Below are 25528 nucleotides of genomic sequence, written 5' to 3' on the forward strand. Positions count from 1 at the left end.
GATCATGGCGGCGGGAAGGCTCAGGCCTTCCCGCGCAGCAATTTGAAGGCCGGGACGAAAACCCGGCCGACCAACGGGTTGAGGGCAAGGCCGAGCGCCAGTCCGAATACGCCATCGAGCGCGGCGGTGACGATCCATTCCACCGCCGCCTCGCCCGCCCCGACGAAATGGGCGGCATTCGCCGCGACGCTTTCGATGAAATGGCTGATCGCACCAAAGCCGATCACGGCCAGCCCATGCGTGACGATCTGCCCGCCGACCCACAGCATCGCCGCCGTGCCGACCGTGGAAATCACATTCATGATGCGCGGCATCGCCTTGACCAGCCCGCGCCCGAAGGCCCGCGTCGCCGACAACCGGCCGATCTGCGCCAGCTTCAGTCCCGCATCGTCCATCTTTACCAGAAGCGCTACCGCGCCATAGACGAGCGCCGTGATGCCGATGGCGACCAGCGCGAGCACGATGCCGCGCGTGACGACGCCCTGCGCTTCGATCGCCGCCAGCGCGATGGTCATGATTTCGGCCGACAGGATGAAGTCGGTCTTGATCGCGCCGGCCACGCGCTCCTCTTCCAGCTTTGCAGCATCGAGCGTTCGAGGCTCGTCGCCATGATCCTCCTCATGGGAGGAAAACAGATGCGCGACCTTCTCCGCCCCCTCAAAGCAAAGATAGGCGCCGCCGAGCATCAAAAGCGGCGTCATCAGCCAGGGCGCGAAAGTGTCGAGCAGCAGCGCGGCGGGAAGCAGGATGACGAGCTTGTTGAAAACGGAACCGCGCGCGATCTTCCAGACGATCGGCAATTCGCGCGCTGCCGGCAGGTTCTGGACGTATTTCGGCGTCACGGCCGTATCGTCGATGACGACGCCGAGCGACTTCGCGCCGGCCTTCGCGGTGTCGTCGATCACGGAACCCGCGACCTTGACCCCGACGCGGCCGGCCTGCGCGGCCACGTCGTCCACCTGCGCGGCGGCGAGTTTCGCCAGCGCGGCCACATCGTCGAGTAAGGCAAGCAATCCGCTCATGCCTTCAAGCTAGACCGGCAGTACCGGCTCGACAACATCGCGCATATCCGGGACCACTTTGCGTTGCGATCCGGTCGAAATGCCGTTATATGCAATGCTGATTTTCCCAATTCGGTGGCTTTGCCCACCGCCCGCGGCCGGGACCGCGGGCGAACAGGAAGGATTTATCTCATGGCCAACACCCTGCTCATGCCCAAGGCGACGGCCGTCTGGCTGGTCGACAACACCGCGCTGTCCTTCGACCAGATCGCCGCCTTTTGCACGCTGCACCCGCTCGAAGTGAAGGCGATCGCCGATGGCGAGGCCGCGCAGGGTATCAAGGGCCTCGACCCGGTGATGACGGGCCAGATCACGCGCGAGGAAATCGCCAAGGGCGAGGCCGACACGAACTACAAGCTCAAGCTGGCCGAACCCAAGGTTCGCGTGCCCGAAACCAAGCGTCGCACGCCGCGCTACACGCCGCTGTCGAAGCGTCAGGATCGTCCTAACGCGATCCTCTGGCTGGTGCGCAATCATCCCGAACTGAAGGACGCGCAGATTTCGCGCCTCGTCGGCACCACGAAGGCGACGATCGAGCAGATCCGCGAGCGCAAGCACTGGAACTCGGCGCATCTGGTGCCGATGGACCCGGTGACGCTCGGCCTTTGCTCGCAGATCGATCTCGACCTCGAGGTCCAGAAAGCCTCGCGCGGCCTGCCGGCAGCCGAGCCGACCGGCGGCACGCTGCTTCCCGCACGCGAGACCGAGACGCTGGAAGTGCGCGAAAACAGGGACGAAGACGAACTGGACGCCGATGCCGTCTTCGCCAAGCTGTCGTCGCTGAAATCGACCGATACCGACGAAGACGACGACAACCGCTTCTGACGGCCCGCTCCAGTCCAATTGAAAAGGGCGCCTTTCGGCGCCCTTTTCGTTTCGGATAGTCCGATCTTTCAGCGACTGTCGCGCTTGGCCTGTGCGACCGCGCCGGCCTTGCGCTGGCGGCCCGTTTCCATCGGCCGCACCAGATTTTGGCGACGCTCGGACGCTGCCTTGCGCATGCCCTTACGGGCGTGGCGAGTGTTTTTCGGCGCGTCCTTGGCGTCGGATGCCTGCTTCAGCGTCAGCGCGCGTCTGGCAAGTTCGATCTGCGATCCCATTTCCTCCCGGCGGGTGCGCTCGGCGTTGAGCCGGCGCATGGCGGTCGCCAGCACCTCCAGCTTGAGCTTGTTGCCGGATGCCGACGTCGCGGCCTCGTTTCCCTTGGGAGCGGCCTTGCCGCGCATCTCGCGCTTGCGGCGCTGGACTTCGCCGCTCGCCTTGTCGCGGCGCTCACGCAGGAGCTTGATGACGGAGGACAGTTCCTTGTCGTCCAGTTCCTGCAGGGCCGGGTGATGGGTCTTGGTGACGATCTCGCGCTCGTCCCTGGTGAGAGCGCGCTCTTCGTCGCGACGGCTGATGGACATGATGATCCCCTTCTGCTCGTTGAACGGTCAGGGAACCAACGGGTGCTCGCCCCGATGGTTTCATCAAAAATCAGCGCAGCCGCGTCGCCTCCATCGTTTCGACGCGGCGTTCCAGATTCGCCTGGCGCACCATCGAGGGCAGCAGGAACAGGTCGATGATCTGGCCGATGCCGAGAAGGCCGAGCGTGAAGAGCCAGAGCAGGCCGGTCCAGATGCGCCCGGTATAGAAGCGGTGAAGGCCGCAGAAGCCGACGAGGCACAAAAGCCATAAAAGGAAGGCGACGGGTCCCGATTTCATATGTTCCAATCTCCGGAGCGAACGATCGGATCACAGATAGGCACGCCGCCCGCCGATTGCCAGTTCAGCGGGTCGAGCGCCTTTCCATCTCCTCGCGCGCCGCCTGATCGCGCTCCATGCGCCGGTAGAAATCGGCGAGGCGCTTGCCGGGCTCATGTCTGAAAACGACGCCGTCGCAGGCGATGGACGCGATCCGGTCGATGCGGAAGGCGCGGAAATCGCCGCGCAGTTCGCACCAGGCGACGACGGTCCAGACCTTGCCCCAGAACCACAGCCCAAGCGGGCGGATCTGCCGACAGGAAGACGCGCCCGCCTCGTCGCGATAGTCGATCGTCAGGACGTGCCGCGTCTCGATCGCACGCTCCAGCGTGTCGATGGTTCGGCGCTCAGCGTCGCTGACGACCCAAAGCGGCATGTGAATTTCGGTGCGGTCGATGCGCCCGCGCTCGGCGTCCGGCAGCACGGCGGAGATCTTGACCAGCGCTTCTTCGGCCGCCCGCGCCATCGCCGCGCCGCCGAAGGCGCGCACCATGCGCGCGCCGGCGACGAGCGCGACGATCTCATCGCGCGTGAACATCAGCGGCGGCAGGTCGAAGCCCTCGCGCAAGATGTAGCCGACACCCGCCTCGCCGTCGATCGGGACGCCGGTCGATTGCAGATCGGCGATGTCGCGATAGATGGTGCGGTCGGACACCTCCAGCCGCTCGGCCAGCATATGCGCGGTGACGAGCCGGCCGCCGCGGAGATATTGCACGATCTGGAAAAGCCGATCGGCGCGTCGCATTCCGGTCCACCCTCTCCTGCCGGCGGCGGCCGGCAGGCCGCTTCGTCCGGGACAGTCTAGCACAACCGACGCATCCCCGCGCGGCTTCGGCCCGGGCATAGTAGCGAGAGGCTCCTGACAGCCTTGTGTCAGGAGCCTGTCCGTAGCCTATAGCGACCATGACGAGCCGGGCCGCACGCGCGGCGGCGCCGTCACGCCGATATCGCGGCGGATATTGGCCGGAAGCTCGGCGATGGTCATCCGGCTGCGCCGGGCGGCGCGGGCACGGCGGACGAGCGTGACTATTTCCCGCCAGAGCCGGAAATCATCGTCATGGGTCATGTCTCTTCTCCCTTTACCTTCGAGGGGAAGAAGATACCGCGACCCTCCTGCCAGCCTTGCGTCAGCAGCGGAAACGACGCGCCTAAAGCGCGTCGCGATCTTTCAGATTCGCTCCATGCGCTTTAGGTTCTTGCTTTTGCGCATGTCTTTATCCCGAAACCGGTGCCCACTTTCGGGAGACATGCGCTAGTTTTCCGGCTTCACCGGAACCGTATAATTGAGCGGCAGGCGTCCGCCGTCGGCATAAACGGTCTGGCCTGTGACGTAGGAGGCGTCGTCGGAGGCGAGGAACACGGCGACCGACGCGATCTCGGACGGATCGCCGATGCGGCCCATCGGCGTGCGCGACAGGATGCGATCCTTCGCCGCCGGGTCGGCATTCACCGCCGCCAGCATGTCGGTCATGATCGAACCCGGACCGATCGCGTTGACGCGGATGCCGAGCGGGGCGAGCGAGATCGCCATCGCCTTGGTGAGCTGCGAAACGCCGCCCTTGGAAATCGAGTAGGGCACCTGGTTGGGCAGCGCGAAAACCGCGTTGATCGACGACATGTTGACGATCGCGCCAGCCGCACCGCCCTTGCCCACCTTCTCGGCCATGTAGCGGGCGACGGCCTGCGCGGTCAGGAACGAACCTTTCAGATTGACGGCGAGCACACGGTCGAAATCCTCTTCCTTCAGGTCGAGGAACTCCGCGCCGTGAACGATGCCGGCATTGTTGACGAGGATGTCGATGTCGCCATAGGCGTCGAGCGTGGCGGTGACGAGGTTCTGCACGTCGAGCCGCTTCGACACGTCCGCCTTGACGAACCGCACCTCGCCCAGCGCCGACAGATCGCTTTCGGCCTTGTCGCCCTTTGTCGTGTCGATGTCGGCGATGACGACGCGCGCGCCTTCGCGCAGGAAGCGTTCCGCGATGGCGTAGCCGATGCCGCTCGCCGCGCCCGTCACGATCGCCGTCTTTCCGTCGAGTCTCATATCGCATCCTTTCAATCGTCTGGTGCCGAACCTATAGCGGGCAGCCGTGCGCTGCGGCAAGGCAAGCGTCATCGTCGCCGCGCCCGAAAGCCGGTTCGTGTGGAGAGTCGGGAAGGCGACGGTCCGCTTCACGCTCTTTTTGATTTGTATGGTGCGATCGGCGGGGCCGTCACCCGGCGCTGTCATACCGTGTCCCTTCTCCAGCGACGGCGGGCGAACCCGACGCTCTTACCAACTGGTGCGCGGAATGGCGGCGCGCCGCCCGATCGTTTGAACGGAGCGCTGAAGTTCTGGCCACGGCGCGCCCGACAGCGCGGCTACGTTGGCCACATCATCGGAACGCCGGTCCCCCCACATCAGAACGTCTCCGGACGCGTTTCCGACAGGAGGAACTGAGGCGGATGATAGGGGAGGCGGGGAGAGAGTGGATAAGTTTGCGACGGCCGGGATCGTCGTGCGAATGGACAGGGTGAGGCCTGGGTTCCTGTGACGAGCACAGGAATGACGGGATCAGGGTTTATGCCAGTCTCCAGCGTTTGCGGTTTGCAGAAAGGTTCATGAAGATCGTCATTCCTGTGCTCGTCACAGGAATCCAGGCCTCACCCTGTCCGCTATTCCATGCTCCAATCATGCGCCAGGCCGAAGGATTCGGCGAGGCCGTGTTCGCCGCTGCGCGTCACGATGAGCGCGCGGCTGTCCTGTGAGCGTTTCACCCAATGACGTTCCAGAAGGCGGGCGAGAATCGCGGCGCCCAGCCGGCCGGCCAGATGGTGCCGGCGCTCGCTCCAGTCGAGGCATGTCCGGCAAAGCGGCCGTTTCGAGCCGTCGTGGAGGTCGAGCCCGAAATCCGCGGCGAAGCCTTGTCCCGCCGGCGTCAGCAAACCGGCTCCATCGGCCAGTAGAATGAGGCCCTTTGCCTGCATGGAATCGGCGATGGCAAGGCCCAGTCTTCCCGCTAGGTGATCATAGCAGGTGCGCGCCTTGCGTAAAGCCGCATCGCGCGGGCCGACAGGATGATGTCGCTTCGGCCCCATGGATGCGACGATCGACAGCGTCTCGACCATCTGCGCGACTTCGACGGAGGCCAATCTGTAGTAGCGGTGCCTGCCCTGCCGTTCGGGTACGATCAGTTCGGCTTCGGCAAGTCGGGCAAGATGTCCGCTCGTCGTTTGCGCCGTCACGCCGGACGAGCGGGCCAGCTCTCCCGCCGTCAAGGCTTGTCCGCTCATCAGGGCAGACATGATGTTGGCGCGCGCTGGCTCGCCGAGAAGCGCCGCTACGGTCGCGATGGTGTTTCCTGAAGCCATATTCGCCATGGATGCCAGCATAGAACCAGCCATGCGGAAAGCCAGCCCGAACGCTTCGGCCCCGGCCGAAGCATCGCAGGCGACAAGTCGGGTAGGGACGAGAGACCCGATGCTTTGAAAGTGACCGACAATGGCGATAAACGAATTTCGCAGCATGGCTGCGCCGCTCCGCAAGTCCCCGATAGAGGGCCGGCTTTCGAATGTGCTGCGCCACGTCTTTCTGGTCTGGCCGCAGCGCCGGCGCCAGCGCACGAGACTGCTCGAACTGGAGCCTCATGAGCTTCGCGATATCGGCATCTGCCGCAAGGACGCATTGCGGGAAGGGCGCAAGCCGTTCTGGCAAGGCGTACCTCGCTCAAGCCCCTCGCATCCCGACACGTCAAATTCACCTCACTGAAAGTTCGCCGCGATGAAGGCGGAGAGGTTGGTGATGTCTTCGTCGGACAGTTTCGCCGCGACCGGTTTCATCAGGGCCGAATTCGGCCCGACATTTTCCCCCTCGCGATATTGCTCGAGCCGGCCGACGAGATAGTCGACGTCTTTTCCTTCGACAGGGGGGAAGCTGGCCATGCCGCGACCGGTGCGTCCATGACATCGGGCGCACGAACTCGCATACATTTTTTCTCCCGCCGCAATATCGGCAGCGGGCGGTTCCTGTGCGATGGCGGGCACCGCGAGGGCCAGCAAAAGCGCCGTGCCGGTCGGAATCTTCATGATGAGCACCCATTGGATTTGCAGGATATCGGCGACCCCGGCAGGCGTGCGGCATGCACCCGAGACAGGGGAACGGCAGCGGAAACGAAGCCGCACTGCCTTGCAGCAATGCGGCTTGCTTCGCCTTATTCAGGCGTGATGCGATAGATGTCGCCCTCGTCGATGGCGGCGTAGAGATTGCCGTCCGGCCCCTGCACCAGCGACCGGAAACGACCGGACTCCATCGGAAGCGCCATTTCGGTCACGTTGTTGACGGACAGGCCGTCCTCCGCCAGATCGACGATGTCGATACGCTGGCCGACCGGCGTTCCGCCGAAACCGATCCCCATCAATCCGACGACCATACGGCCATCCCATTCGCCCCACTGTTCGCCCGACAGGAAAGCGGCCGAGACGCTGCCTTGCGACAGACCGTTGTTGTTCCATGCCGGCTTCATCGCGTCCGGATAGGTGTTGAGGTCCGTCATCGGCATGTATTCGGCACGTTCCTGCGGGTTCATCTCGTCCATCTGGTTCGGCTCGTAGCCGCAATATCCGTCGGGACATTCGCCGCGTCCCGCCTCGCCGGGCCGCGGATCCCAGCCGCCATTGCCGCCGGCAACCAGCGCGGTGATCTCGTCGGAATGCCACGGACCATGCTCGGCAACCACGGGCTGCCCGGTGTCGGGACGGAACGCGATGCCCTGTACGTTGCGATGACCGTAGGTGAAGATGCGCGGATCGAAGCCGTCCGGCGCATTGTTGCCTTCGATCGGTTCGCCGTCGCGGTCGATGCGCAGCACCTTGCCGCCGATCAGCGTCGGGCTTTGCGGCACCTCGGCATTGTGCGTATCGCCCGTCGTCACGAAAAGATGGCCTTCGGGATCGAAACGGATGCGCCCGCCATTATGCGCGCCCGGTCCACCGAAAGGCTGGTCCGTGGCCACGGGCTTATAGGGAATGTCGTCGACGATGTCGGTGCGGTCGGACACTTCGGAGAGGTCGTCGTTCACCACCAGCCGCAGGACGCGGTTGCCGCCCGGTTCGGTGAGGTTCGACGCCGAATAGACATAGACGAACCGGTTCTCATCGAAATCCGGATCGACGGCGACGCCGTTCATGCCGGCCTGCCCCTCACAGAACAGATCCTCCCCGGTACTCGAAAAGCCGTCCGATCCGCCTATGCCCAGAAGCGCGTTCACGTCGCCCGACGGCAACAGGACCGACAGGCCCCGGCACTTCTCGGTGAAGAACATGGTTCCGTCCGGCAGAAACGCCATATCCCACGGATCCTGAAGGTCGGAAAGCACCGTTTCGTGAGTGAGAGTGGGACCCTGGTTCTGCGCGAGCGCGGCGGCGGGCAAGATAGCGGCCATCGCCGTTGCGGCGAGCGTGGTCGCCTGCCAGGTCAATAACTTGCTAGGCATCGAAGTTCCTCCCGTTGAAATTACGATTGGAACTTAAGCACAACGGTTAAATCAGCGCCAGCTTACATTACGTAACGTCAATACGAATGCCGGCTGACGACAGGCTGCGTGGCTCCTATCCGATCCCCTTGCCCCGCAACGCCGCCTCCACCTCATCCAGAATCGCCGGGTCGTCGATCGTCGCGGGCATTGACCAGTCCTCGCGGTCGGCGATCTTTTGCATGGTGGCGCGGAGAATCTTGCCGGAGCGGGTCTTGGGGAGGCGCTTGACGGGGACGACGGTGCGGAAGGCGGCGACGGGGCCTATCTTTTCGCGGACCAGCGCGACGACTTCGCGTTCGATCTCGTCCGCCGGGCGGTCGACGCCGGCATTCAGGACCACGAAGCCGCAGGGGACCTGACCTTTCATCGCGTCGATTATTCCGATGACGGCGCATTCGGCGACGTCGGGGTGTTCGGCGATGACCTCCTCCATGCCGCCGGTCGACAGGCGGTGGCCGGCGACGTTGATGATGTCGTCGGTGCGCGCCATGATGAAGAGGTAGCCGTCGTCATCGATGATGCCAGCGTCGGCGGTTTTGTAATAGCCGGAGAACTCTTCGAGATAGGCGCTTTTGAAGCGGGAATCCGCGTTCCATAGCGTCGGCAGGCTGCCGGGCGGCAGCGGCAGCCTTGCCACCACATTGCCGAGCGTGCCGCGCGGGACTTCGTGGCCGGCATCGTCCAGGATCGCCATGTCCCAGCCGGGCATGGGCACGCCGGGCGAACCGTATTTGACCGGCAGAGCGCCGAGGCCGACCGGGTTGTGGCTCATCGGTGCGCCGGTTTCGGTCTGCCACCAATGATCGATGACGGGCTTGCCGAGCTGGTTCTCTGCCCATTTGACCGTTTCGGGATCGGCTCGCTCGCCGGCCAGGAACAGGGTGCGGAATTTCGACAGGTCGTATTTTCGCACGAACTCGCCCTTCGGGTCCTGCCCCTTGATGGCGCGAAAGGCGGTGGGGGCGGTGAAGAGCGCGACGACATTGTGCTCGGAGATCACGCGCCAATAGGTGCCCGCATCCGGCGTGCCGACCGGCTTGCCCTCGAAGACGACGGACGTGCAGCCGTGAAAGAGCGGCGCGTAGACGATGTAGGAATGGCCGACGACCCAGCCGACATCGGAACCTGCCCAGAACACCTCGCCCGGCCTGACGCCGAACTCGTTTTCCATCGACCAGGCGAGCATGACGAGATGGCCGCCATTGTCGCGCACGACGCCCTTGGGCTGGCCGGTCGTACCGGAGGTGTAGAGGATGTAGAGCGGGTCGGTGGCCGCGACCGGCACGCAGGGCACGTCGCGCTTGTCAGCCCTGGCCTTTGCGATGGCGGTCGCGTAGTCGACGTCGCGGCCGGGGGTGAGCGTCGCAATCTGCTGGTCGCGCTGGAGGACGATGACGGTTTCGACCTTGTGCCGGGCCTGCGCGATCGCGCCGTCATAGAGCGGCTGGTAGGCGACGATGCGGGTAGGCTCGATGCCGCAGGAGGCGGCGATGATGGCTTTGGGCTTCGCGTCGTCGATGCGGGTGGCGAGTTCGCGCGCCGCAAAGCCGCCGAAGACGACCGAATGCACCGCGCCGATCCGCGCGCAGGCGAGCATGGCGATTGCGGCCTCCGGCACCATCGGCATGTAGATGATGACGCGGTCGCCCTTTTCGATGCCGCGATCCTGCAGCACGGCGGCGAGCGCGACCACTTCGGCCTTGAGTTCGGCATAGGTAAGCGTGCGCTTCGTAGCCGTGACGGGACTGTCGTGGATCAGCGCAAGCTGATCGGCGCGGCCATTTTCGACATGGCGGTCGACGGCGTTCCAGCAGGTGTTGCAGATCGCATCGGGAAACCAGCGGCCATAGACGCCTGCGTTCGCGTCGAAGATGCGGTCGGGTTCGCGCACCCAGTCGACGAGCTTTGCCGCCTCGCGCCAGAAGGCTTCGGGGTCCGCCTGCCAGCGTGCGTAGGTCTCCTGATAGCGCGATGCCATATGCGTCCTCCCTGATGGCGAATTGGTAACCGGGGGGCGGCGCACCTGTCCAGAGCGGCGAAAGTCGGACAGGGCGGGCGATACCTGCTATTGGGAGGCGATAGAGGATTCGCCATGCAATCGAAAGTCGTCGCCTTCCTGTTTATCGCCGCGATGGTCGTGCAGATCATCAAGCCGATCGGCATTCCGGGCCTGAAAAAGCGCGGCGATTTCTGGAAGATCGCCGTGGCGGCGCTCGCTATCATGATGCTGACGGTGCTGATCCGGCCGCACTGAGCTTAAACCGGAAACTCACGCTTCGACGATGTCGGTGTCGAGCAACAGCGGCAGGAGGTGCTCGGCCCATCGGTCGTAGCCGGCTTCCGACGCGTGGAAACCGTCGACCGAAAAGCCCGCGATCGGATCGTCGATCGGCAGCCGCGTCGCCGGCACCGCGCCGCGTTCGAGGCAGAGGCGATGGCCCCAGTAATTGATCAGTCCGGCGCGGATTTCGAGGATGCGCCCGAGTGCGGGCGGCAGAGCGGGCATCAGCGACATTTCCACGACCGGCGACCAGACGACCCGCGCTTCGGGCCATTTGGCGCGCAGGGCGTAGAGCAGCGTGCCGAATTCGCGGTTGAACCGCGCGCCGGTGTGGAAGTTCTTTGCGTCGTTGGAGCCGACGGTGAGCACCAGATGCGTCCAGTGGCCGGGGTCCATGTTGGGCACGACATGATCGCGCAGCCGCCCGGCGGTGGCGGAATTGAAGCCCGCAGCGCGCCACACGACGGGACGGCCGGTCGCCTCGTGCGCGCGGTGGGCGAGACGGGCGGCGAGGCCGCGCTCCGAGCTTTCGACGCCGACCGAGGCTGCGGAGGAATCGCCCAGCACGAGGAGATTGATCGGTTCGCCTTCGCCCGCGATGCGGTGGATGACCGGGCCTTGCGCCGGCAGCATACGCTGGACGCGGCGGCGCACTATCAGACCCTGCCAGACATAGACCGGGAAGGCGAGCCAGGTGAGGAGGGGCAGAAGCGACATCGCCCGATTATAGCGGGCAAGCGGGCGGCAAAAAACCCGGATGACGGACATCCGAGCGTCTGCGTCATTGTGACCGGGTTAAGGAAACGTGGCGGGTTGCCTTGCCGGGTGAGGCATGGACTCCTGTGACCCGCGTGACAAGCACGGGGGCAGGCGAGCACAGGGGTGACGGCATCCAGGTCATGTCGGACTTTGCGGCGGTGGGGCTGGCTCTACATTTCCACCCTCACCTCTGTGCTCGTCACAGAGGTCCACGCCTCGCCATTTCAACCGACGTTGCGTATCCGGCATAAGTACTACCCCACACCTGCCTCGACGCCTCGCGTCGACCCACCTCTCCCACAAGGGGAGAGGGCGGCGTCTTGGCCTCAGCCCTGCTTTTCCAGCTCCGCCGACCATTTGCCCTGTGCGGCGAGGCCGTTCATGCGGGCGCGGTGGGCGAAGGCGGTCTGGGCGGCGGCGACGTTTTCGGTCTTGCCGGCCCATGCCTTTTGCGGTGCGGCCTGAAGCGCGCGGCCGTAGGAGAAGGTGACTTTCCACGGCAGCGGACCGGCTGCGTTGATCGCATTGAGATTGGCGGTCGCTTCCTCGTCGGACTGGCCGCCCGACAGGAACGCAATGCCCGGAACGGCGACCGGTACGGTTTCCCGGAAGACCTTGATGGTCTTTTCGGCCACTTCCTGCGGCGATGCCTCGGTGCCGGACTTCTTGCCGGGGACGATCATGTTCGGCTTGAGGATCGTGCCTTCGAGGTTCACGTCGGCGGCGTAGAGCTCGGAGAAGAGCTGGAGCAGCGTGACCTTCGTCACCTCGTAGCAGGTGTCGATGTCGTGCGCGCCGTCCATCAGCACTTCCGGCTCGACGATCGGAACGATGCCGGCCTCCTGGCACAGCGCGGCGTAGCGGGCGAGCGCATGGCAGTTGGCGTCGATAGCGGTGGCGGACGGGACGTTGTTCTCCTCGTCGATGTCGATCACCGCGCGCCATTTGGCGAAGCGCGCGCCGAGCTTGTAATATTCGGCCAGACGCTCGCGAAGGCCGTCGAGGCCCTCGGTGACGGTGTCGCCCGGAAAGCCGGCAAGCGCCTTGGCGCCGGCGTCGACCTTGATGCCGGCAACCGCGCCGGACGCCTTGATCAGGTCGACGAGCGGCGTGCCGTCGGCGGCCTTCTGGCGGATCGTCTCGTCATAGAGGATGACGCCGGAAATGTGGTTCTTCATGGCGTCCTGCGAGCGGAACAGAAGCTCGCGGTAATCGCGACGGTTCTCTTCGGTCGATTCCACCTTGATCGCGTCGAAGCGCTTCTTGATCGTGCCGGAGCTTTCGTCGGCGGCCAGAATGCCCTTGCCGTCGGCCACCATGGCGCGCGCGATGTCTTCGAGACGTTCCGTCATCTGCAATGTTCTCCTGATCGAAATGGGTGAATTGGCGCATAGCAGATGCGTGTGACGAACGGAATGCTGCGGCGGGCGCTCCAATCGATTGAAATATCACGTCTTTGCAACGAAACAAAAAAGGGCGACCCGAAGGCCGCCCTGATCCGTCTGTTTGTTCGCCGTGACTATTCGCGATTGCCCAGGAACTGGAGCATGAACAGAAACAGGTTGATGAAATCGAGGTAGAGACGCAGCGCGCCCATGATGGCCTTGCGGCCCATGGCGACGGCGCCGTCGCCCTCGTAGTACATTTCCTTGATCTTCTGCGTGTCGTAGGCGGTGAGGCCGGCGAAGACCAGAACGCCGATCGCCGAAACCGCGAACTGGAGCGCGGAGGACTGCAGGAAGATGTTGACGATCATCGCGATGATGATGCCGAACACGCCCATGATCAGGAACGAACCCATGCCCGTCAGGTCGCGCTTGGTCGTGTAGCCCCACAGCGAGAGCGCGCCGAAGGCGGTTGCGGTGATGAAGAAGGTCTGCGTGATCGACTGGGCCGTGTAGACCAGGAAGATCGACGACAGCGACACGCCCATCAGCGCGGCATAGGCCCAGAAGGTGGTCTGCGCGGCCGATACGCTCATCTTGTCGATGCGGAACGACAGGAAGAACACCATGGCGAGCGGCGCGAGCATGACGACCCAGCGCAGCGGCGAACCGTAGAGCGTGGCGCCGAGCGCGGTGAGCATCTGCCCGTTGCCGAGCGTGGCGACCGCCTGGCCCGGATCGGACGTGACGGCGAGCGAGACGGTGCCGAGTGCGGCAACGCCGGTGATGGCAAGGCCCAGCGCCATCAGATTGTAGACCCTGAGCATATAGGCGCGCAGGCCCTGGTCGATCGAAGCGTCGGCCTGGACGCCGCCGGCGGCTCCGTACCGCGCCTGATAATTACGAAGGTCAGCCATGTGAATGGTTCCTCTTGCTATGCATCCCGTCCGGTGTCGGAGCCGCCGATAGGCGCATGCTCCAGGCGCCGCTGGCGGGACTCCAGCATGCCTGTTGCAGAATATGCGCATTCTTTGCGGCGTTCACAAGACCAAACCGAACGTGAAATACGCCGTGAACGGCGGCAATTGGTCTCGATCGGTGAAAATATGCGCTTTTCCTAAAGCTCCCTCAGCACAGGCGCCGCCTTGTGCCCCAGCACGCGCCATGTGCCCACCAGCCCGAATCCCACCGTCAGCACCAGCGCGAGGATAATGGTCGAGAACGCGACTTCGGGCAGGAAGGCGGACGGCAGGCCCATGATCCGGGCGATGACGAACCATGCGGCGACGCCGCCCGCGAAGAGCGCGAAGGTCGCCGTCGCCAAGCCGATGATGGCGTATTCGAGCGAGAAGGCGGAGATCAACGTGCGCCGGGTTGCGCCGAGGGTCTTCAGGACGACCGCGTCGTGCACCCGCGCGCGGTTGCCGGCCGCCAGCGCGCCCGACAGGACCAGCACCGAGGCGACCAGTGCGACGGCCGCCGCGGCACGGATGGCGACGGCGAGTTGCGCGACGATCTCATTGACGATGTCGAGCGCGTCCTTGACGCGAACCGAGGTCACCGACGGAAAGGTGCGTGTGACCGAATTGAGAATGCGCGCCTCGTCCGCCGCGCTCGCATCGTCGTCGGCGAGCGTCGCCAGCCATGAATGCGGCGCGCCGGCGAAGGTGTTGGGCGAAAACACCATGACGAAATTGATGCCCATCGATTCCCACTCGACCTGCCGGAAATTGGCGATGCGCGCGGTGATGTTGCGGCCGAGCACGTTGACGGTGATCGTGTCGCCCAGTTGCACGCCGATCTCCGATCCTTCCTGCGCGGCGAAGGAGACGAGCGGCTCGCCGTCATAATCGGCCGGCCACCATTCGCCCGCCGTGAGCGTCGAGTTTTCCGGTACGTTCTGCGCATAGGTGATGCCGCGATCGCCGCGCAGCACCCACGCGCCTTCCGGCGGCACCTGGATGTCGCGCACATCGACATCGTTGATGCCCATGATCCGCCCGCGCAGCATCGGCACGCGGATGAGCTTGCCGTCCGGCGCTTCCGCCTCGACCAGCGCGGCGAAGGCGTCGACCTCGCTCGCCTGAATGTCCACGAAGAAGAAGTTCGGCGCCTGCGCCGGCAGGTTTCCCGAAATCTGGCGGCGCAGATTGCCGTCGATCAGCGCGAGCGTGACGAGCAGCGTCAGCCCGAGCCCGAGCGACAGGACGACGGACGGCGTTAGCGCGCCGGGCCGGTGGATGTTACCGACGGCAAGGCGCAGCGCGGTGGACGACACGCGTGGGGCGCGCTTTGCAAGAAACTGCACGAGCCAGCCGACCGCACGCAGCACCAGAAAGGCGAAGATCGCCGCGCCGACGAAGATGATCGCGATGCGCCGGTCGCCCGAAAAGCCGATGGCGAGGACGGCAAGGCCGATGGCGATGGCGGCGGCGGTGATCACATAGATCGCGCGCGGCAGGCCGCGCCCTTCGAGGCCGAGTTCGCGGAAAAGCGCCGTCGCCGGAACGTCGCGCGCGCGGCCGAGCGGCAGGATGGCGAAGGCCAGCGTGACCATGAGGCCGAAGACGGCCGCGAGCGCCAATGCGCCGGGATAGATGCCGCCTTCGGACGGGATCGGCAGGACGGCGGCGAGCATCGCACTTGCTGCAAACGGCATCAGCGCGGCGAGCACCAGTCCGATGGCGATGCCGACGATTGCGATGATGAGGATCTGGATCAGATAGATCGCGAAAACCAGCGCGCCCGATGCGCCGAGACTCTTGAAGGTGGCGATGACGCCGCGTTTGGAATCGAGATAGGCGCGCACCGCATTCGCCACGCCGACGCCGCCGACGACGAGCGCGGTCAGGCCGACCAGCGTCAGGAATTGCGAGAAACGCTCGATGTTGGACGACAGCGACGGTGCGGCATTGGTGCGCGAGCGGAGCGACCAGCCGGCTTCGGGAAAATCGGTTGCGGCGGCTTCGCGGACTGCCTCGATATCGTCTTCGGACGTGCCGAGCGGCATGCGGATCTTGTAGCCGTGCTCGACCATGCTGCCTTCCTGCAACAGGCCGGAGGCGCGCAAGGCATCCATCGAGACGAGGAGGCGCGGGGCGAGGCCGAAGCCGTCGGAGATCGCGTCGGGTTCGTTGAGGAGTTCGGCGCGCAGTTCGAATACCTGTTCGCCGAGCATGACACGGTCGCCGACTTCAAGGCCGAGGCGCTGGAAGAGGATGTCGGGCGCAATCGCGCCATAGACGCCGTCGCGCTCGGAGAGCTGGTCCTGAAACGGTTCGGTTAGCGTGGTCTCGACGGCGCCATAGAGCGGATAGGCTGCGTCGACGGCCTTCGCCTCGACGAGTGTCTGGTCGGAGCCGTCTTCGAGTCGCACCATGGAGCGGATGCCGGCCGTGTGGGTGACGTCGCCCTGCGCTTCGAGGAAGGCGCGTTCGTCGGCGGAGGTTTCGCGCTGGTTGAGCTCGAAGCGCATGTCGCCGCCGAGCAGCGTCTGGCCCTGGTTGGACACGCCGAGCGTGATCGCCTGCGCGACCGAATTGACGCCGCCGATGGCCGCGACGCCGAGCGCGATGCAGGCGATGAAGATCAGGAAGCCGGAGAGCCCGGCCCGCATTTCGCGCGCGGCGAATCGGAAGGCGAGGGCGAGATGATGCGAGGTCATGCGTTTTGCCTCGCCGGGGAGGGGAGGTATTTTGTCGTGCCAGCGATCGGGAAGGTTCGATGCCTTGTCGCGCCCCCCTCTGGCCTGCCGGCCATCTCCCCCGTGAGGGGGGAGATTATTCTCGTCATCTTCCCGCTCAGGCGATCATGGTGCAGGCAAAGTGGATGACGTGCTTGATCTCCCCCCTCGCGGGGGAGATGGCCGGCAGGCCAGAGGGAAGCGACGTCGAGCGCATACATCACGCGTTCACCGCTTGAAGCTGCGGTTCGGCCTCGATGCGGCCGGAGCGGATGGCGATCTGGCGCGAGCAGCGGGCGGCGAGGGCGGGGTCGTGGGTGACGAGCATCAGGGTCATGCCGCGCTCGGCGGCCTTGGCGAACAGCATGTCGGATATCTGGCGGCCCGTCGTCTGGTCGAGATTGCCGGTCGGCTCGTCGGCGATGAGAAGGCGCGGCGAGGGGGCCAGCGCGCGGGCGATGGCGACGCGTTGCTGCTCGCCGCCGGACAATTCGCCCGGATAGTGCGTGAGGCGGTCCTTGAGGCCGACTTCGGCCAGTTCGCGCTCCGCGATCTCGAAGGCGTCGGTGCGGCCGGCAAGTTCCAGCGGCACGGCGACGTTTTCAAGCGCCGTCATGTTGGGGATCAGGTGGAAGGACTGGAAGACGATGCCGACATTGCGGCCGCGAAAGGCGGCGAGCTGGTCCTCGCTCATCTTCGTCAGGTTCTCACCGGCGATCGCGATCGAGCCGGCGTCGATGCGCTCCAGCCCTGCCAGCACCATCAGGAGCGTCGACTTGCCCGAACCGGAGGGACCGACGATGCCGGCCGTCTCGCCGGCGGCGATGTCGAGGCTGATATTCTTGAGGACATGGACCGACGATGCCCCCTCGCCGAGCGTGAGCGAAACGTCCTTCATCTCGATGACGGGTTCTGCCAAGGCCGATCGCTCCTATATGATGCCATGAGTGGGAACGACCGTTCCCGAAAGGGCCGGGAAACCGGCTGGTCGAATATGGGTTTTCGGTGATGGCGTTCAATTCTTCCATACGCGTTTTGGTCGCAGCCTTCATGACCGTGATGGCGACGATGACGGCCGCGCGGGCAGAACCGGCGCAGATCGTCGCTTTCGGCGACAGTCTGATGGCCGGATACCAGCTCAATCCGGGCGAATCCTTTCCCGAACGACTGCAGGCGGCCCTGCGCGAGCGCGGTCACGATGTGGTGATCGCCAATGCCGGCGTCTCGGGCGACACGACGACGGCGGGGCTGGCGCGGCTCGACTGGTCGGTGCCGGACGGCACTGAACTCGTGATCCTCGGCCTCGGGGCCAACGACATGTTGCGCGGCGTCGACCCCGACATTCCCCGCCGAAACCTTACCGAGATGATCGAGCGGCTTCAGGCGCGCGACATGGACGTGATTCTGATGGGCATGCTCGCAGCGCCCAATCTGGGCGCGAGCTACGGCGAACGCTTCAACGCGATCTACCCCGATCTTGCCGGGGAGTTCGGCGTCGAGCTTTACCCGTTCTTTCTCGACGGCGTGACGACAATCGCCGGAATGACGCTGGACGACCGCATGCATCCGAGCGCGGCCGGCGTCGATCGGATGGTCGAGGGCGTGGTGCCGCTCGTCGAAACCTGGCTGAGCGCGCAGGAGTGACGATCTTAACGGTTGAAGATTTACGCTGCGCTGCAAAATCGCTTGCGAACCAGAGCCAGCGATGATTCGTTTAAGGAAGACGCAGTCGATTCGAGGAGGTGGCAGGGCCGGACTCGAGTGCCGGTGACAGTTCCCGGACGGCAGATGCCGCTTTTCCAGACGCGTCCCTCTGACCGACCGGTTCACCGCCCGATCTTCGGGCTTCGATCCCGGCTTCGGCGTCTCTTCACCCATCACGCCGAAGCGCTGAGCGCCGGGCACGACGTGCCGGCGGGTTAAGGGGAAGGACCAGACCATGCCGCGATTGTTCACAGCACTCGAAATTCCGCGCGACGTATCCCTCTCGCTGTCGCTTTTGCGCGGCGGCCTTCCCGGAGCACGCTGGATCGACCCCGAGAATTATCATCTGACGCTGCGCTTCTTCGGCGACGTCGAAGGCCATGTCGCCGACGAGATCGCCGCTGCGCTGGACCGCGTGCGCCGCGCTTCCTTCACGCTCGCGCTTTCCGGTGTCGGCGCGTTCGGCTCGAAGAAGCCGCATTCGATCTATGCCGGCATCGCACCTTCGCCCGCGCTCCATGCGTTGCAGGGCGAAATCGACGGGATTTGCCGCCGTCTCGGCGTGCCGGCCGATCCGCGCAAGTTCACGCCCCACGTCACGGTCGCGCGGCTGCGCAACGTCACGCCCGGCGAGGTGGCGCACTACCTTTCCCAGCGCGGCAATTTTTCCACCGCGCCGTTCAAGGTTTCCCGCTTCGTCATGATGTCGTCGCGCGATTCGGTCGGCGGCGGACCTTACGTCGTCGAGGAAGCCTGGCCGCTGGACGCCAACGAGAAGGCCGGCGTCGGCGCGGACTGGGCGTATGCGCCGCAGCCCGCCTGGCAGGCGCGCTGATGCCGGTCACCAAACTCGACGAGGCCGCGATCGCGAAGGCGCTCGCGGCCCTGCCGGACTGGATTCGCGACGATGACGGTCTTGGCATTTCGCGCCGGTTCAAGTTCAAGACCTTCAACGAGGCGTTCGGCTTCATGACGCGCTGCGCGCTGGAAGCCGAAAAGGCCGACCACCATCCCGAATGGTCGAACGTCTACAACAAGGTGGATATCAGGCTCACCACCCACGACGCGGGCGGGCTGTCAGAACGCGACTTCGATCTGGCCGCGAAGATGGACCGCTTCTTCAAAAGTTGAAGACCGGCGAGCGGCATCCCATCTGAATCGCGTCAATAACGGGTTCAGGGCCATGAAGCAGGCGAGCATCGACGACATTCTCCAGCCCGGCGACGAGGCGACCAACAGAAGCCGCGCAAAGCGCGTCGCAGACGGGTTCTGGCGCACGTTCAAGCGGGCGGCGCGGCACATCCCGTTCGCCGAGGAGCTGGTCGCCGGCTACTACGCCGCGCTCGACCCGAAGACGCCGTTCCGGGTGCGAGGCACCTTGCTTGCCGCGCTGGCCTATTTCGTCCTGCCCTTCGACATCGTCCCCGACATGCTGCTCGGGATCGGCTTCACCGACGACATCGCCGTGCTGACGGCCGCGCTCGCCGCCGTGCGCCCGCACATCCGCGCCCGTCATCACAATGCGGCGCGCGCTGCGATCGAGCGGTTTTCCAAACAGGCTTAAACGAACCGCGCCGGCTCGTAAGGCGTCATGTCGATGTTCGGCGTTGCGCCGGAGATCATCTGCGCCAAAAGCCGGCCTGTTTTCGGCCCGCCGGTCAGTCCGACATGGTGATGGCCGAAGCCGAGCCACGCGCCGGCTATCTTCGGTGACGGGCCGATCAGCGGAATGGAATCCGTAGCCGTCGGGCGATGGCCCATCCATTCGCGCGTTTCCGTCCATGTCAGGCCCGGCATTGCCGCACGGATATTGCGCATCAGAAGATCGAACGGCGCACGCGAGGGCGGGGCGTCGAGGCCGCCGAATTCGACGATGCCGGCCAACCGAAGCCGCCCCTCCATCGGAGTGACGACGAATTTCGCCGACGAGATCATGACCGGGGAACGGGGCATGACGCTCGGCTCCCACAATTCGACATGATAACCGCGCTCGCTTTCGAGCGGCACGTTCACGCCGAGCTTTCGAGCAAGCTCCTTCGACCATATGCCGGCTGCCAGCACCACGCCCGAGCAGCGGATCGTCTCGCCTGCGGCGCGCAGGCCGGTGACGCGGCCGTCTTCGATGACGAAGTCGTCCACCGCCGCCTTGAGAATGTGCGCGCCCTGCGTTTGAGCATGGGCAGCAAGGTCTTTCACGTAGCGGCCGGGATCGGCTATCCGGCCGTGGCGGGGAAGGCGGACGGCGAAGCCGATCTGCGGCGAGAAGGCGGGGTCGTAATCACGCAGGGCCTGCCCTTCGAACTCGTCCCATTCGAAGCCGTGCGCGCGGCGGATGTCCCAGCCGAACGCGTCGGCGGCAAACGCCGCCCGGTCGCGGTAGAGGAACAGATAGTCGGACGGCACGAGCAATTTTTCCGCCTCGGTCCCGGATGCGAGCGCCTGATGGTCGGCAAGGCTGTCACCGATGATGCCATGCAGCGCGGCGGCGATGCGCTTCGTCTCATCGACGGTCGCGTGCGAAAGAAACCGCCGCAGCCACGGCGCGAGACGCGGGAGGTAGGACCAATTGAGAAACAGCGGCTCATTGCGCGACAGGAGCATGCGCGGTGCTTTGCCCAAAAGGCCCGGAACGGTGACCGGAATGATGGCCGCCGAGGCGAGCACCCCACCATTGCCATAGCTGGTACCCTCGCCCGGCCCGGCGCGGTCGACGAGGATGACGTCGTGCCCGGCGCGCTGAAGCCAGATGGCGGTCGAGACGCCGATGATGCCAGCGCCGATGATGGCGATGGGGGATTTGGCGGAGGGCTGGTCCATGCGATCTTGAGTTTATACGCGACGGGGTCGACTGCAATCGGGATGGGCATCGGCTTAGCCGCTTTTGGTTGCCTGAACGGACGAGGGCCGCGTTGGATTTTGCCAAAAAGAAAAGGCCGGGCGCATGGCCCGGCCTTTTTCATTCGATGCAAAACCGTTCAGGATTGCGGCTGCGGCTCCAGACCGGCGTCCGGCTCCTCACCACCCTTCTTGGGGTCGGGGCGCTTGCCGGCTTTCGGGACGGTCGAGCCGCGCGTCGGCGGGGTGTCGTCGCCCATGTCGCGGGCGGGCTTCTCACCCTTGATCAACTGGCGGATTTCGTCGCCCGACAGCGTCTCGTATTCGAGCAGCCCTTCGGCGATCGCCAGCCATTCGTCGCGGTGGTCGGTCAGGATGCGGCGGGCTTCCGTGTAGGCCTCGTCTATCAGGCGGCGCACTTCGCCGTCGATGATCTGCGAGGTTTCCTCGGAGATGTTCTGCTGGCGCGCGACCGAGTGGCCGAGGAAGACCTCTTCCTGGTTCTCGCCATAGGCGACCTGGCCAAGCTTGTCGGAAAAGCCCCAGCGCGTGACCATCGCGCGCGCGAGCTTGGTCGCCTGATCGATGTCGGAGGATGCACCGGACGTGATGTTCTCCTTGCCGAACTTGATCTCCTCGGCGACGCGCCCGCCCATCATGATGATGAGCCGCGAGACCATGTATTTGTAGCTCATCGAATAGCGGTCGCCTTCGGGCAACTGCATGACCATGCCGAGAGCACGGCCGCGCGGGATGATCGTCGCCTTGTGGAGTGGATCGGCGGACGGGACGTGCAGCGCGGTGATCGCGTGGCCGGCCTCGTGATAGGCGGTCAGCTCCTTTTCGGCCTGCGTCATGGCGTTGGAGCGGCGCTCCGCACCCATCATGATCTTGTCCTTGGCGTCCTCGAACTCGGCCATGGTGACGAGGCGCTTGTTGCGGCGCGCGGCCATCAGGGCCGCCTCGTTGACGAGGTTGGCGAGGTCCGCGCCGGAAAAGCCCGGTGTGCCGCGCGCCAGCACCTTCAGGTCGACATTGGGAGCCAGCGGAACGTTGCGGACATGGACTTTGAGGATTTTCTCGCGGCCCTGAACGTCCGGATTGGGCACGACGACCTGACGGTCGAAGCGGCCGGGACGAAGCAGCGCGGGATCGAGAACGTCGGGGCGGTTGGTCGCCGCGATCAGGATGATGCCTTCATTCGCCTCGAAGCCGTCCATCTCGACGAGAAGCTGGTTCAGCGTCTGCTCGCGCTCGTCATTGCCGCCGCCGAGGCCGGCGCCGCGATGACGACCGACCGCGTCGATTTCGTCGATGAAGATGATGCAGGGCGCGTTCTTCTTGGCCTGCTCGAACATGTCGCGCACGCGGCTCGCGCCAACGCCGACGAACATTTCGACGAAGTCCGAACCGGAGATGGTGAAGAAGGGCACGTTGGCTTCACCGGCGACGGCGCGCGCGGTGAGCGTCTTGCCCGTTCCGGGAGGACCGACGAGGAGGACGCCGCGCGGAATCTTGCCGCCGAGGCGCTGGAACTTCTGCGGATCGCGCAGGAACTCGACGATTTCCTCAAGGTCCTGCTTGGCCTCGTCCACGCCCGCCACGTCGGCGAAGGTGACGCGGCCATGCGCTTCTGTCAAAAGCTTCGCCTTCGACTTGCCGAAGCCCATGGCGCGGCCCGAACCCGACTGCATCTGGCGCATGAAGAAAATCCACACGCCGAGGATGAGGATCATCGGCAGCCAGGAAAGCAGATAGCCGAAGATCGAGTTCGATCCGTCGTTTTCAGGGCGCGCATTGATGGTGATGCCGCGTTCCTCGAGCCGGGGCACGAGATTGGCGTCGGTCGGCGCATAGGTCTGGAAGCCCTGCGAACTATCCGTGTAGGTGCCGGTGATGCGGCTGCCGGTGATCGTCACCGACTGGACACGACCGCTCTCGATCTCCTGGACGAACTCCGAATACGGCACTTCGCGCGCCGCGCCGCGCTGCTGGGGCGCCTGGAAAAGGTTGAAAAGCGCGATCAAAAGGACGGCGATAACCGCCCACAGCGCCAGGTTGCGATAATTCGGATTCATCGTCCATCCCGTTGATGCCCGCCTTGCGGGCGAAAGTCCGAGCCGTGTGGCTTGGCGCTAACATAGGAAGATAGCCAACCCTTGCCAAGCACAGCTCTCACATGAGGTTAAGGTCATTCGCGAATGTGGTCGCGCCAAGGCGAAGCGGGCAGTTCGCAAAGGCCAAGGACCGCGCGCAGGGCGTTGGCCGGGGCGAAGTCGAAAGCCGGCAGGAAGAATCGCCACGGGCCGAGCACCGGGCGCGCCTCGTCGGGCGCGAGCGGACGGACGAAATGAGCGCCGTCCCACAAAGCCGGACCGGCGGCGAGGGCAGCGCGCACAAGGGCGCGCCTGGCATCGGCGGGAACGGCGATGTCGATTTGATCCGCCGCAGCGCCCAGCGGAGCGACCGTGCCGCGATCCGCAGCCAATAGGTAGCGTCCGTCCCAGAACGCGCCCGCCTCGGCGGGCATCGGTACCGGGAGGGCGCGGTTTTCGCGATAAAGCCAGATCGCGTTTCGGCGACGGTCGATCACGGTGCGCGACAATGTGGCGCGCAGGGAAGGCGCGGCGAGGCGCGCGGCGAGCGCCTCGGTTCGATCGCGACCCGGCAAATGATCCGTGCCGCCGATAATTGCAAGCAGCATGCGCAACGCGGTGACGGTATCTGGAGCCGTGAGGTATTCGGGATCGAGCCGGAAGAGCCCCGGCGATGGCTGCTCGACCGTGGAAAGCCATCTGGCGGCATGTGCGTTGTCGGTCAGCCGGTGTGCTGCGTCGGGCCGCGCGACCGGGGAGTCCTGCCGAACGCGCACGCGCTCATAGGTGCGGTCGAGATTGGACGGGTCGTCGATCCAGCCGATGTTCTGGTCGGAGAGGTAGGTGCGCAGATAGGCTCGCGAGATGTCGAGCAGCGGGCGGGCGAACCATGTTCGGTCCTCGTAGAGCGTCGCGCGCGCCATACCCGCATCGCCGCGCCGGTCAGGGCTGACGGTTCCACGCGCCTGACGCATCGCGACGGTTTCGCGCTGGTCGTCGGTGGTGTGGCCGAGAAGGACGAGGTCAGTGCCGGCCTCTCGCGCAGCCTTGGCTAGAAGCTTATAGCGTGCGTGGCGGGCGGCGGCCTGAATGCCGGTCGACGGCTTGTCGCCGGTCCAGCGCAGTATGACATGCGCGATGCCGAGCGATGCGCAATCGGCGGCGACATGGCGCGCCTCGTCGGCGGATGCGGCGCGCAAGCCGTGATCGACGGTCGCCGCGACGATGCGCAGATTGTGCCGGTCGGCGAAGGATTTGAAGAGATGAAGGAGCGCGGTGGAATCGCTGCCGCCGGAAACCGCCACCAGAACCGTGCGTCGGTTCGAAAGGTCGAGGGGTGCGAAAAGCCGGTCGGGGTCGAGCCGCATGGCAGGCTCGGCAGTCAGCAGGAGGTGAGCTGCTTTTCCTGATCGACGCGCTCTTTCAGCGCCTCGGACATTTGCGGATAGCGCTGGCCGACCTCGTTGAAGGTCGCGCAGGCGACTTCGCGCTGGTTGAGCGCGGCCAGCGAGACGCCGAGCTTGAAGAGCATTTCGGGCGCGCGGCGCGATTGCGGGTGGTCGCGGCTGGCCGCAAGGAAGGTCTCGGCCGCGTCGCGGTAGCGTTCCTGCCCCAACAGCGCCTCGCCGAGCCAGAACTGGGCGTCGGGAATCTGCTCATCCTGCGGGAAACGCGCGATCAGGTCGCGAAAGCCTGCCTCCGCAGTGGCATAGTCGCCCGACAGGATGAATTCGTAGGAGTTGCGGTAGAGCTGGCCGGCGTCACTGGCCGGCGGAAGCGCGGCGACCGTCGTGCCATCCGACGATGCGCCCGGTACGCCCGGCTGCGGCGCAACGGGCTCGGCGACGCCGCCGCCGCGCACATTGCCGTCAGCGTCGAAGGTGATGGAGCCGAGTTCGCGCGGCGGCGCGGCGAGATCGCCGCTGGAGCCGACACCCGGCAGGGGCTGGCCGGCGCCCGGTTGCGGCTGGATCGTGCCGCCGTGCGATTCGGCACTGGCCGTATCCGTCGTGCCGGGCGCGCTCAGGTTCCCCTGATCGTTGCCCGATCCGCTATTGGAACCGGAATTGCCGGCGGGCGCGCCGCCTTCCAGTTCCTGAAAGCGGAACTCGTTGTCTTCCTGCATGCGGCGAAGCTGGTCCTGCATCTGGAGGACCTGGAAGTTGAGCTCTTCCACCAGACCGTTCAGTTGTCGAAGCTGGTCCTCCATCTGAAGGACGCGCTGATCGCTCGTTTGCGCGAACGCCGGGGCGGTCACGAAAAGCGGCAGTGCGATCACGCAGCTCACTAAAGTTGCAAATCTCATCATGTCTCTCGCTTGACGATGATCGTGTCGAAACAGGCGCTGAATGAAACGTCTGCCGTTCCGCTTTTACCTAACCTTCCCGAGTTCGGCCAAATTTTGTTTTGGCTCGAAATAAGAAAAGGGCGGCCCGGAAGCCGCCCTTTGTCGCCTGAGACTGTTGCAAA

At 65.1% G+C, this 25528-nt stretch carries 26 protein-coding genes; 7 read left to right on the forward strand and 19 right to left on the reverse strand.

Features of this window, described 5'->3' with window-relative positions; translation table 11 throughout:
* Positions 1-20: 20 nt before the first annotated feature.
* On the reverse strand, positions 21-1022 hold the full coding sequence (locus GTW25_RS09840; protein ID WP_252911917.1) for a DUF808 domain-containing protein: 1002 nt from the start codon (positions 1020-1022) through the stop codon (positions 21-23).
* A gap of 171 nt (positions 1023-1193) precedes the next feature.
* On the opposite strand from GTW25_RS09840, the gene GTW25_RS09845 reads away from it, so the two are divergent.
* A complete protein-coding gene (locus tag GTW25_RS09845) occupies positions 1194-1886 on the forward strand; it encodes a DUF1013 domain-containing protein (RefSeq protein ID WP_252911918.1) in 693 nt (230 codons plus the stop codon).
* 68 nt (positions 1887-1954) lie between these two features.
* Here the strand turns inward: GTW25_RS09845 and GTW25_RS09850 are convergent, their stop codons facing one another.
* The 6 genes from GTW25_RS09850 to GTW25_RS09875 all read right to left on the reverse strand — a co-directional run bounded on the left by GTW25_RS09850 (position 1955) and on the right by GTW25_RS09875 (position 6188).
* Positions 1955-2467 (reverse strand): hypothetical protein, encoded by a 513-nt coding sequence (locus GTW25_RS09850; RefSeq protein WP_252911919.1) that lies wholly within the window; start codon positions 2465-2467, stop codon positions 1955-1957.
* A 70-nt stretch (positions 2468-2537) separates the two neighbouring features.
* Positions 2538-2765 carry an NINE protein gene (locus GTW25_RS09855; RefSeq protein WP_252911920.1) on the reverse strand — a complete coding sequence of 76 codons (228 nt, stop codon included), beginning with the start codon at positions 2763-2765 and terminating at the stop codon, positions 2538-2540.
* A 64-nt stretch (positions 2766-2829) separates the two neighbouring features.
* Positions 2830-3549, reverse strand: a complete 720-nt coding sequence (locus GTW25_RS09860) for a helix-turn-helix transcriptional regulator (protein ID WP_252911921.1) — start codon at positions 3547-3549, stop codon at positions 2830-2832.
* A gap of 147 nt (positions 3550-3696) precedes the next feature.
* A complete protein-coding gene (locus tag GTW25_RS09865; protein WP_252911922.1) occupies positions 3697-3870 on the reverse strand; it encodes a hypothetical protein in 174 nt (57 codons plus the stop codon).
* Between the two features lie 186 nt (positions 3871-4056).
* Positions 4057-4848: an SDR family NAD(P)-dependent oxidoreductase gene (locus GTW25_RS09870; protein ID WP_252911923.1), complete on the reverse strand. Its 792-nt coding sequence runs from the start codon at positions 4846-4848 to the stop codon at positions 4057-4059.
* Between the two features lie 611 nt (positions 4849-5459).
* Positions 5460-6188 carry an ArsR/SmtB family transcription factor gene (locus GTW25_RS09875; protein ID WP_252911924.1) on the reverse strand — a complete coding sequence of 243 codons (729 nt, stop codon included), beginning with the start codon at positions 6186-6188 and terminating at the stop codon, positions 5460-5462.
* A 121-nt stretch (positions 6189-6309) separates the two neighbouring features.
* Here GTW25_RS09875 and GTW25_RS09880 point away from each other — a divergent pair, with 121 nt between their 5' ends.
* On the forward strand, positions 6310-6552 hold the full coding sequence (locus tag GTW25_RS09880; RefSeq protein ID WP_252911925.1) for a DUF1127 domain-containing protein: 243 nt from the start codon (positions 6310-6312) through the stop codon (positions 6550-6552).
* Here the strand turns inward: GTW25_RS09880 and GTW25_RS09885 are convergent.
* The 3 genes from GTW25_RS09885 to GTW25_RS09895 form a co-directional block, all read right to left on the reverse strand.
* The gene (locus tag GTW25_RS09885) at positions 6546-6869 is read right to left on the reverse strand and encodes a c-type cytochrome (protein ID WP_252911926.1); all 324 of its coding nucleotides are present in this window, start codon (positions 6867-6869) and stop codon (positions 6546-6548) included. The two genes, GTW25_RS09880 and GTW25_RS09885, sit on opposite strands and share 7 nt — an antisense overlap.
* A gap of 125 nt (positions 6870-6994) precedes the next feature.
* Complete coding sequence (locus GTW25_RS09890) at positions 6995-8275, reverse strand: PQQ-dependent sugar dehydrogenase (protein WP_252911927.1); 1281 nt, start codon at positions 8273-8275, stop codon at positions 6995-6997.
* A 115-nt stretch (positions 8276-8390) separates the two neighbouring features.
* Positions 8391-10295 carry a propionyl-CoA synthetase gene (locus GTW25_RS09895; protein ID WP_252911928.1) on the reverse strand — a complete coding sequence of 635 codons (1905 nt, stop codon included), beginning with the start codon at positions 10293-10295 and terminating at the stop codon, positions 8391-8393.
* 114 nt (positions 10296-10409) lie between these two features.
* Here GTW25_RS09895 and GTW25_RS09900 point away from each other — a divergent pair, with 114 nt between their 5' ends.
* The gene (locus GTW25_RS09900; protein WP_252911929.1) at positions 10410-10571 is read left to right on the forward strand and encodes a hypothetical protein; all 162 of its coding nucleotides are present in this window, start codon (positions 10410-10412) and stop codon (positions 10569-10571) included.
* A 15-nt stretch (positions 10572-10586) separates the two neighbouring features.
* Here GTW25_RS09900 and GTW25_RS09905 read toward each other — a convergent pair whose 3' ends face one another.
* The 5 genes from GTW25_RS09905 to GTW25_RS09925 form a co-directional block, all read right to left on the reverse strand.
* Entirely contained in the window at positions 10587-11315 is a 729-nt protein-coding gene (locus GTW25_RS09905; RefSeq protein ID WP_252912059.1) for an SGNH/GDSL hydrolase family protein, read from the reverse strand.
* Between the two features lie 368 nt (positions 11316-11683).
* Positions 11684-12709 (reverse strand): class I fructose-bisphosphate aldolase, encoded by a 1026-nt coding sequence (locus tag GTW25_RS09910; RefSeq protein ID WP_252911930.1) that lies wholly within the window; start codon positions 12707-12709, stop codon positions 11684-11686.
* A 167-nt stretch (positions 12710-12876) separates the two neighbouring features.
* The gene (locus tag GTW25_RS09915) at positions 12877-13659 is read right to left on the reverse strand and encodes a Bax inhibitor-1/YccA family protein (RefSeq protein WP_252911931.1); all 783 of its coding nucleotides are present in this window, start codon (positions 13657-13659) and stop codon (positions 12877-12879) included.
* A 200-nt stretch (positions 13660-13859) separates the two neighbouring features.
* Complete coding sequence (locus GTW25_RS09920) at positions 13860-16406, reverse strand: ABC transporter permease (RefSeq protein WP_252911932.1); 2547 nt, start codon at positions 16404-16406, stop codon at positions 13860-13862.
* Positions 16407-16644: 238 nt separating this feature from the next.
* Complete coding sequence (locus tag GTW25_RS09925) at positions 16645-17343, reverse strand: ABC transporter ATP-binding protein (RefSeq protein ID WP_252911933.1); 699 nt, start codon at positions 17341-17343, stop codon at positions 16645-16647.
* 89 nt (positions 17344-17432) lie between these two features.
* On the opposite strand from GTW25_RS09925, the gene GTW25_RS09930 reads away from it, so the two are divergent.
* The 4 genes from GTW25_RS09930 (at position 17433) to GTW25_RS09945 (ending at position 19692) form a co-directional block, all read left to right on the forward strand.
* Positions 17433-18068: an arylesterase gene (locus GTW25_RS09930; RefSeq protein WP_252911934.1), complete on the forward strand. Its 636-nt coding sequence runs from the start codon at positions 17433-17435 to the stop codon at positions 18066-18068.
* Between the two features lie 295 nt (positions 18069-18363).
* Positions 18364-18963, forward strand: a complete 600-nt coding sequence (thpR, locus tag GTW25_RS09935; RefSeq protein ID WP_252911935.1) for an RNA 2',3'-cyclic phosphodiesterase — start codon at positions 18364-18366, stop codon at positions 18961-18963.
* Complete coding sequence (locus tag GTW25_RS09940) at positions 18963-19259, forward strand: 4a-hydroxytetrahydrobiopterin dehydratase (protein WP_252911936.1); 297 nt, start codon at positions 18963-18965, stop codon at positions 19257-19259. Before thpR ends, GTW25_RS09940 begins: the two co-directional genes overlap by 1 nt.
* 52 nt (positions 19260-19311) lie before the next feature.
* Entirely contained in the window at positions 19312-19692 is a 381-nt protein-coding gene (locus tag GTW25_RS09945) for a YkvA family protein (protein ID WP_252911937.1), read from the forward strand.
* Here GTW25_RS09945 and GTW25_RS09950 read toward each other — a convergent pair.
* The 4 genes from GTW25_RS09950 to ybgF all read right to left on the reverse strand — a co-directional run bounded on the left by GTW25_RS09950 (position 19689) and on the right by ybgF (position 25367).
* Positions 19689-20945 (reverse strand): NAD(P)/FAD-dependent oxidoreductase, encoded by a 1257-nt coding sequence (locus tag GTW25_RS09950; RefSeq protein WP_252911938.1) that lies wholly within the window; start codon positions 20943-20945, stop codon positions 19689-19691. The genes GTW25_RS09945 and GTW25_RS09950 overlap by 4 nt on opposite strands.
* Before the next feature lie 158 nt (positions 20946-21103).
* Entirely contained in the window at positions 21104-23041 is a 1938-nt protein-coding gene (gene ftsH / locus GTW25_RS09955) for an ATP-dependent zinc metalloprotease FtsH (protein ID WP_252911939.1), read from the reverse strand.
* A 113-nt stretch (positions 23042-23154) separates the two neighbouring features.
* Positions 23155-24426 (reverse strand): tRNA lysidine(34) synthetase TilS, encoded by a 1272-nt coding sequence (gene tilS, locus GTW25_RS09960; RefSeq protein ID WP_252911940.1) that lies wholly within the window; start codon positions 24424-24426, stop codon positions 23155-23157.
* Between the two features lie 14 nt (positions 24427-24440).
* Positions 24441-25367 (reverse strand): tol-pal system protein YbgF, encoded by a 927-nt coding sequence (gene ybgF / locus GTW25_RS09965; RefSeq protein ID WP_252911941.1) that lies wholly within the window; start codon positions 25365-25367, stop codon positions 24441-24443.
* Between the last annotated feature and the right edge of the window lie 161 nt (positions 25368-25528).

It is taken from the genome of Aliihoeflea aestuarii, assembly GCF_024105665.1.
GTDB classification, from domain to species: Bacteria; Pseudomonadota; Alphaproteobacteria; order Rhizobiales; family Rhizobiaceae; genus Aliihoeflea; species Aliihoeflea aestuarii.

Coding starts and splice junctions, on each gene's coding strand:
- GTW25_RS09840 (WP_252911917.1), bottom strand. CDS start 1,022: ATGAGCGGATTGCTTGCCTTACTCGACGATGTGGCCGCGCTGGCGAAA.
- thpR (WP_252911935.1), top strand. CDS start 18,364: ATGCCGCGATTGTTCACAGCACTCGAAATTCCGCGCGACGTATCCCTC.
- GTW25_RS09930 (WP_252911934.1), top strand. CDS start 17,433: ATGGCGTTCAATTCTTCCATACGCGTTTTGGTCGCAGCCTTCATGACC.
- tilS (WP_252911940.1), bottom strand. CDS start 24,426: ATGCGGCTCGACCCCGACCGGCTTTTCGCACCCCTCGACCTTTCGAAC.
- GTW25_RS09940 (WP_252911936.1), top strand. CDS start 18,963: ATGCCGGTCACCAAACTCGACGAGGCCGCGATCGCGAAGGCGCTCGCG.
- GTW25_RS09860 (WP_252911921.1), bottom strand. CDS start 3,549: ATGCGACGCGCCGATCGGCTTTTCCAGATCGTGCAATATCTCCGCGGC.
- GTW25_RS09865 (WP_252911922.1), bottom strand. CDS start 3,870: ATGACCCATGACGATGATTTCCGGCTCTGGCGGGAAATAGTCACGCTC.
- GTW25_RS09895 (WP_252911928.1), bottom strand. CDS start 10,295: ATGGCATCGCGCTATCAGGAGACCTACGCACGCTGGCAGGCGGACCCC.
- GTW25_RS09905 (WP_252912059.1), bottom strand. CDS start 11,315: ATGTCGCTTCTGCCCCTCCTCACCTGGCTCGCCTTCCCGGTCTATGTC.
- GTW25_RS09950 (WP_252911938.1), bottom strand. CDS start 20,945: ATGGACCAGCCCTCCGCCAAATCCCCCATCGCCATCATCGGCGCTGGC.
- GTW25_RS09875 (WP_252911924.1), bottom strand. CDS start 6,188: ATGGCTGGTTCTATGCTGGCATCCATGGCGAATATGGCTTCAGGAAAC.
- ybgF (WP_252911941.1), bottom strand. CDS start 25,367: ATGATGAGATTTGCAACTTTAGTGAGCTGCGTGATCGCACTGCCGCTT.
- GTW25_RS09915 (WP_252911931.1), bottom strand. CDS start 13,659: ATGGCTGACCTTCGTAATTATCAGGCGCGGTACGGAGCCGCCGGCGGC.
- GTW25_RS09850 (WP_252911919.1), bottom strand. CDS start 2,467: ATGTCCATCAGCCGTCGCGACGAAGAGCGCGCTCTCACCAGGGACGAG.
- GTW25_RS09900 (WP_252911929.1), top strand. CDS start 10,410: ATGCAATCGAAAGTCGTCGCCTTCCTGTTTATCGCCGCGATGGTCGTG.
- GTW25_RS09945 (WP_252911937.1), top strand. CDS start 19,312: ATGAAGCAGGCGAGCATCGACGACATTCTCCAGCCCGGCGACGAGGCG.
- GTW25_RS09890 (WP_252911927.1), bottom strand. CDS start 8,275: ATGCCTAGCAAGTTATTGACCTGGCAGGCGACCACGCTCGCCGCAACG.
- GTW25_RS09880 (WP_252911925.1), top strand. CDS start 6,310: ATGGCTGCGCCGCTCCGCAAGTCCCCGATAGAGGGCCGGCTTTCGAAT.
- GTW25_RS09920 (WP_252911932.1), bottom strand. CDS start 16,406: ATGACCTCGCATCATCTCGCCCTCGCCTTCCGATTCGCCGCGCGCGAA.
- GTW25_RS09870 (WP_252911923.1), bottom strand. CDS start 4,848: ATGAGACTCGACGGAAAGACGGCGATCGTGACGGGCGCGGCGAGCGGC.
- GTW25_RS09845 (WP_252911918.1), top strand. CDS start 1,194: ATGGCCAACACCCTGCTCATGCCCAAGGCGACGGCCGTCTGGCTGGTC.
- GTW25_RS09885 (WP_252911926.1), bottom strand. CDS start 6,869: ATGAAGATTCCGACCGGCACGGCGCTTTTGCTGGCCCTCGCGGTGCCC.
- GTW25_RS09910 (WP_252911930.1), bottom strand. CDS start 12,709: ATGACGGAACGTCTCGAAGACATCGCGCGCGCCATGGTGGCCGACGGC.
- GTW25_RS09855 (WP_252911920.1), bottom strand. CDS start 2,765: ATGAAATCGGGACCCGTCGCCTTCCTTTTATGGCTTTTGTGCCTCGTC.
- ftsH (WP_252911939.1), bottom strand. CDS start 23,041: ATGAATCCGAATTATCGCAACCTGGCGCTGTGGGCGGTTATCGCCGTC.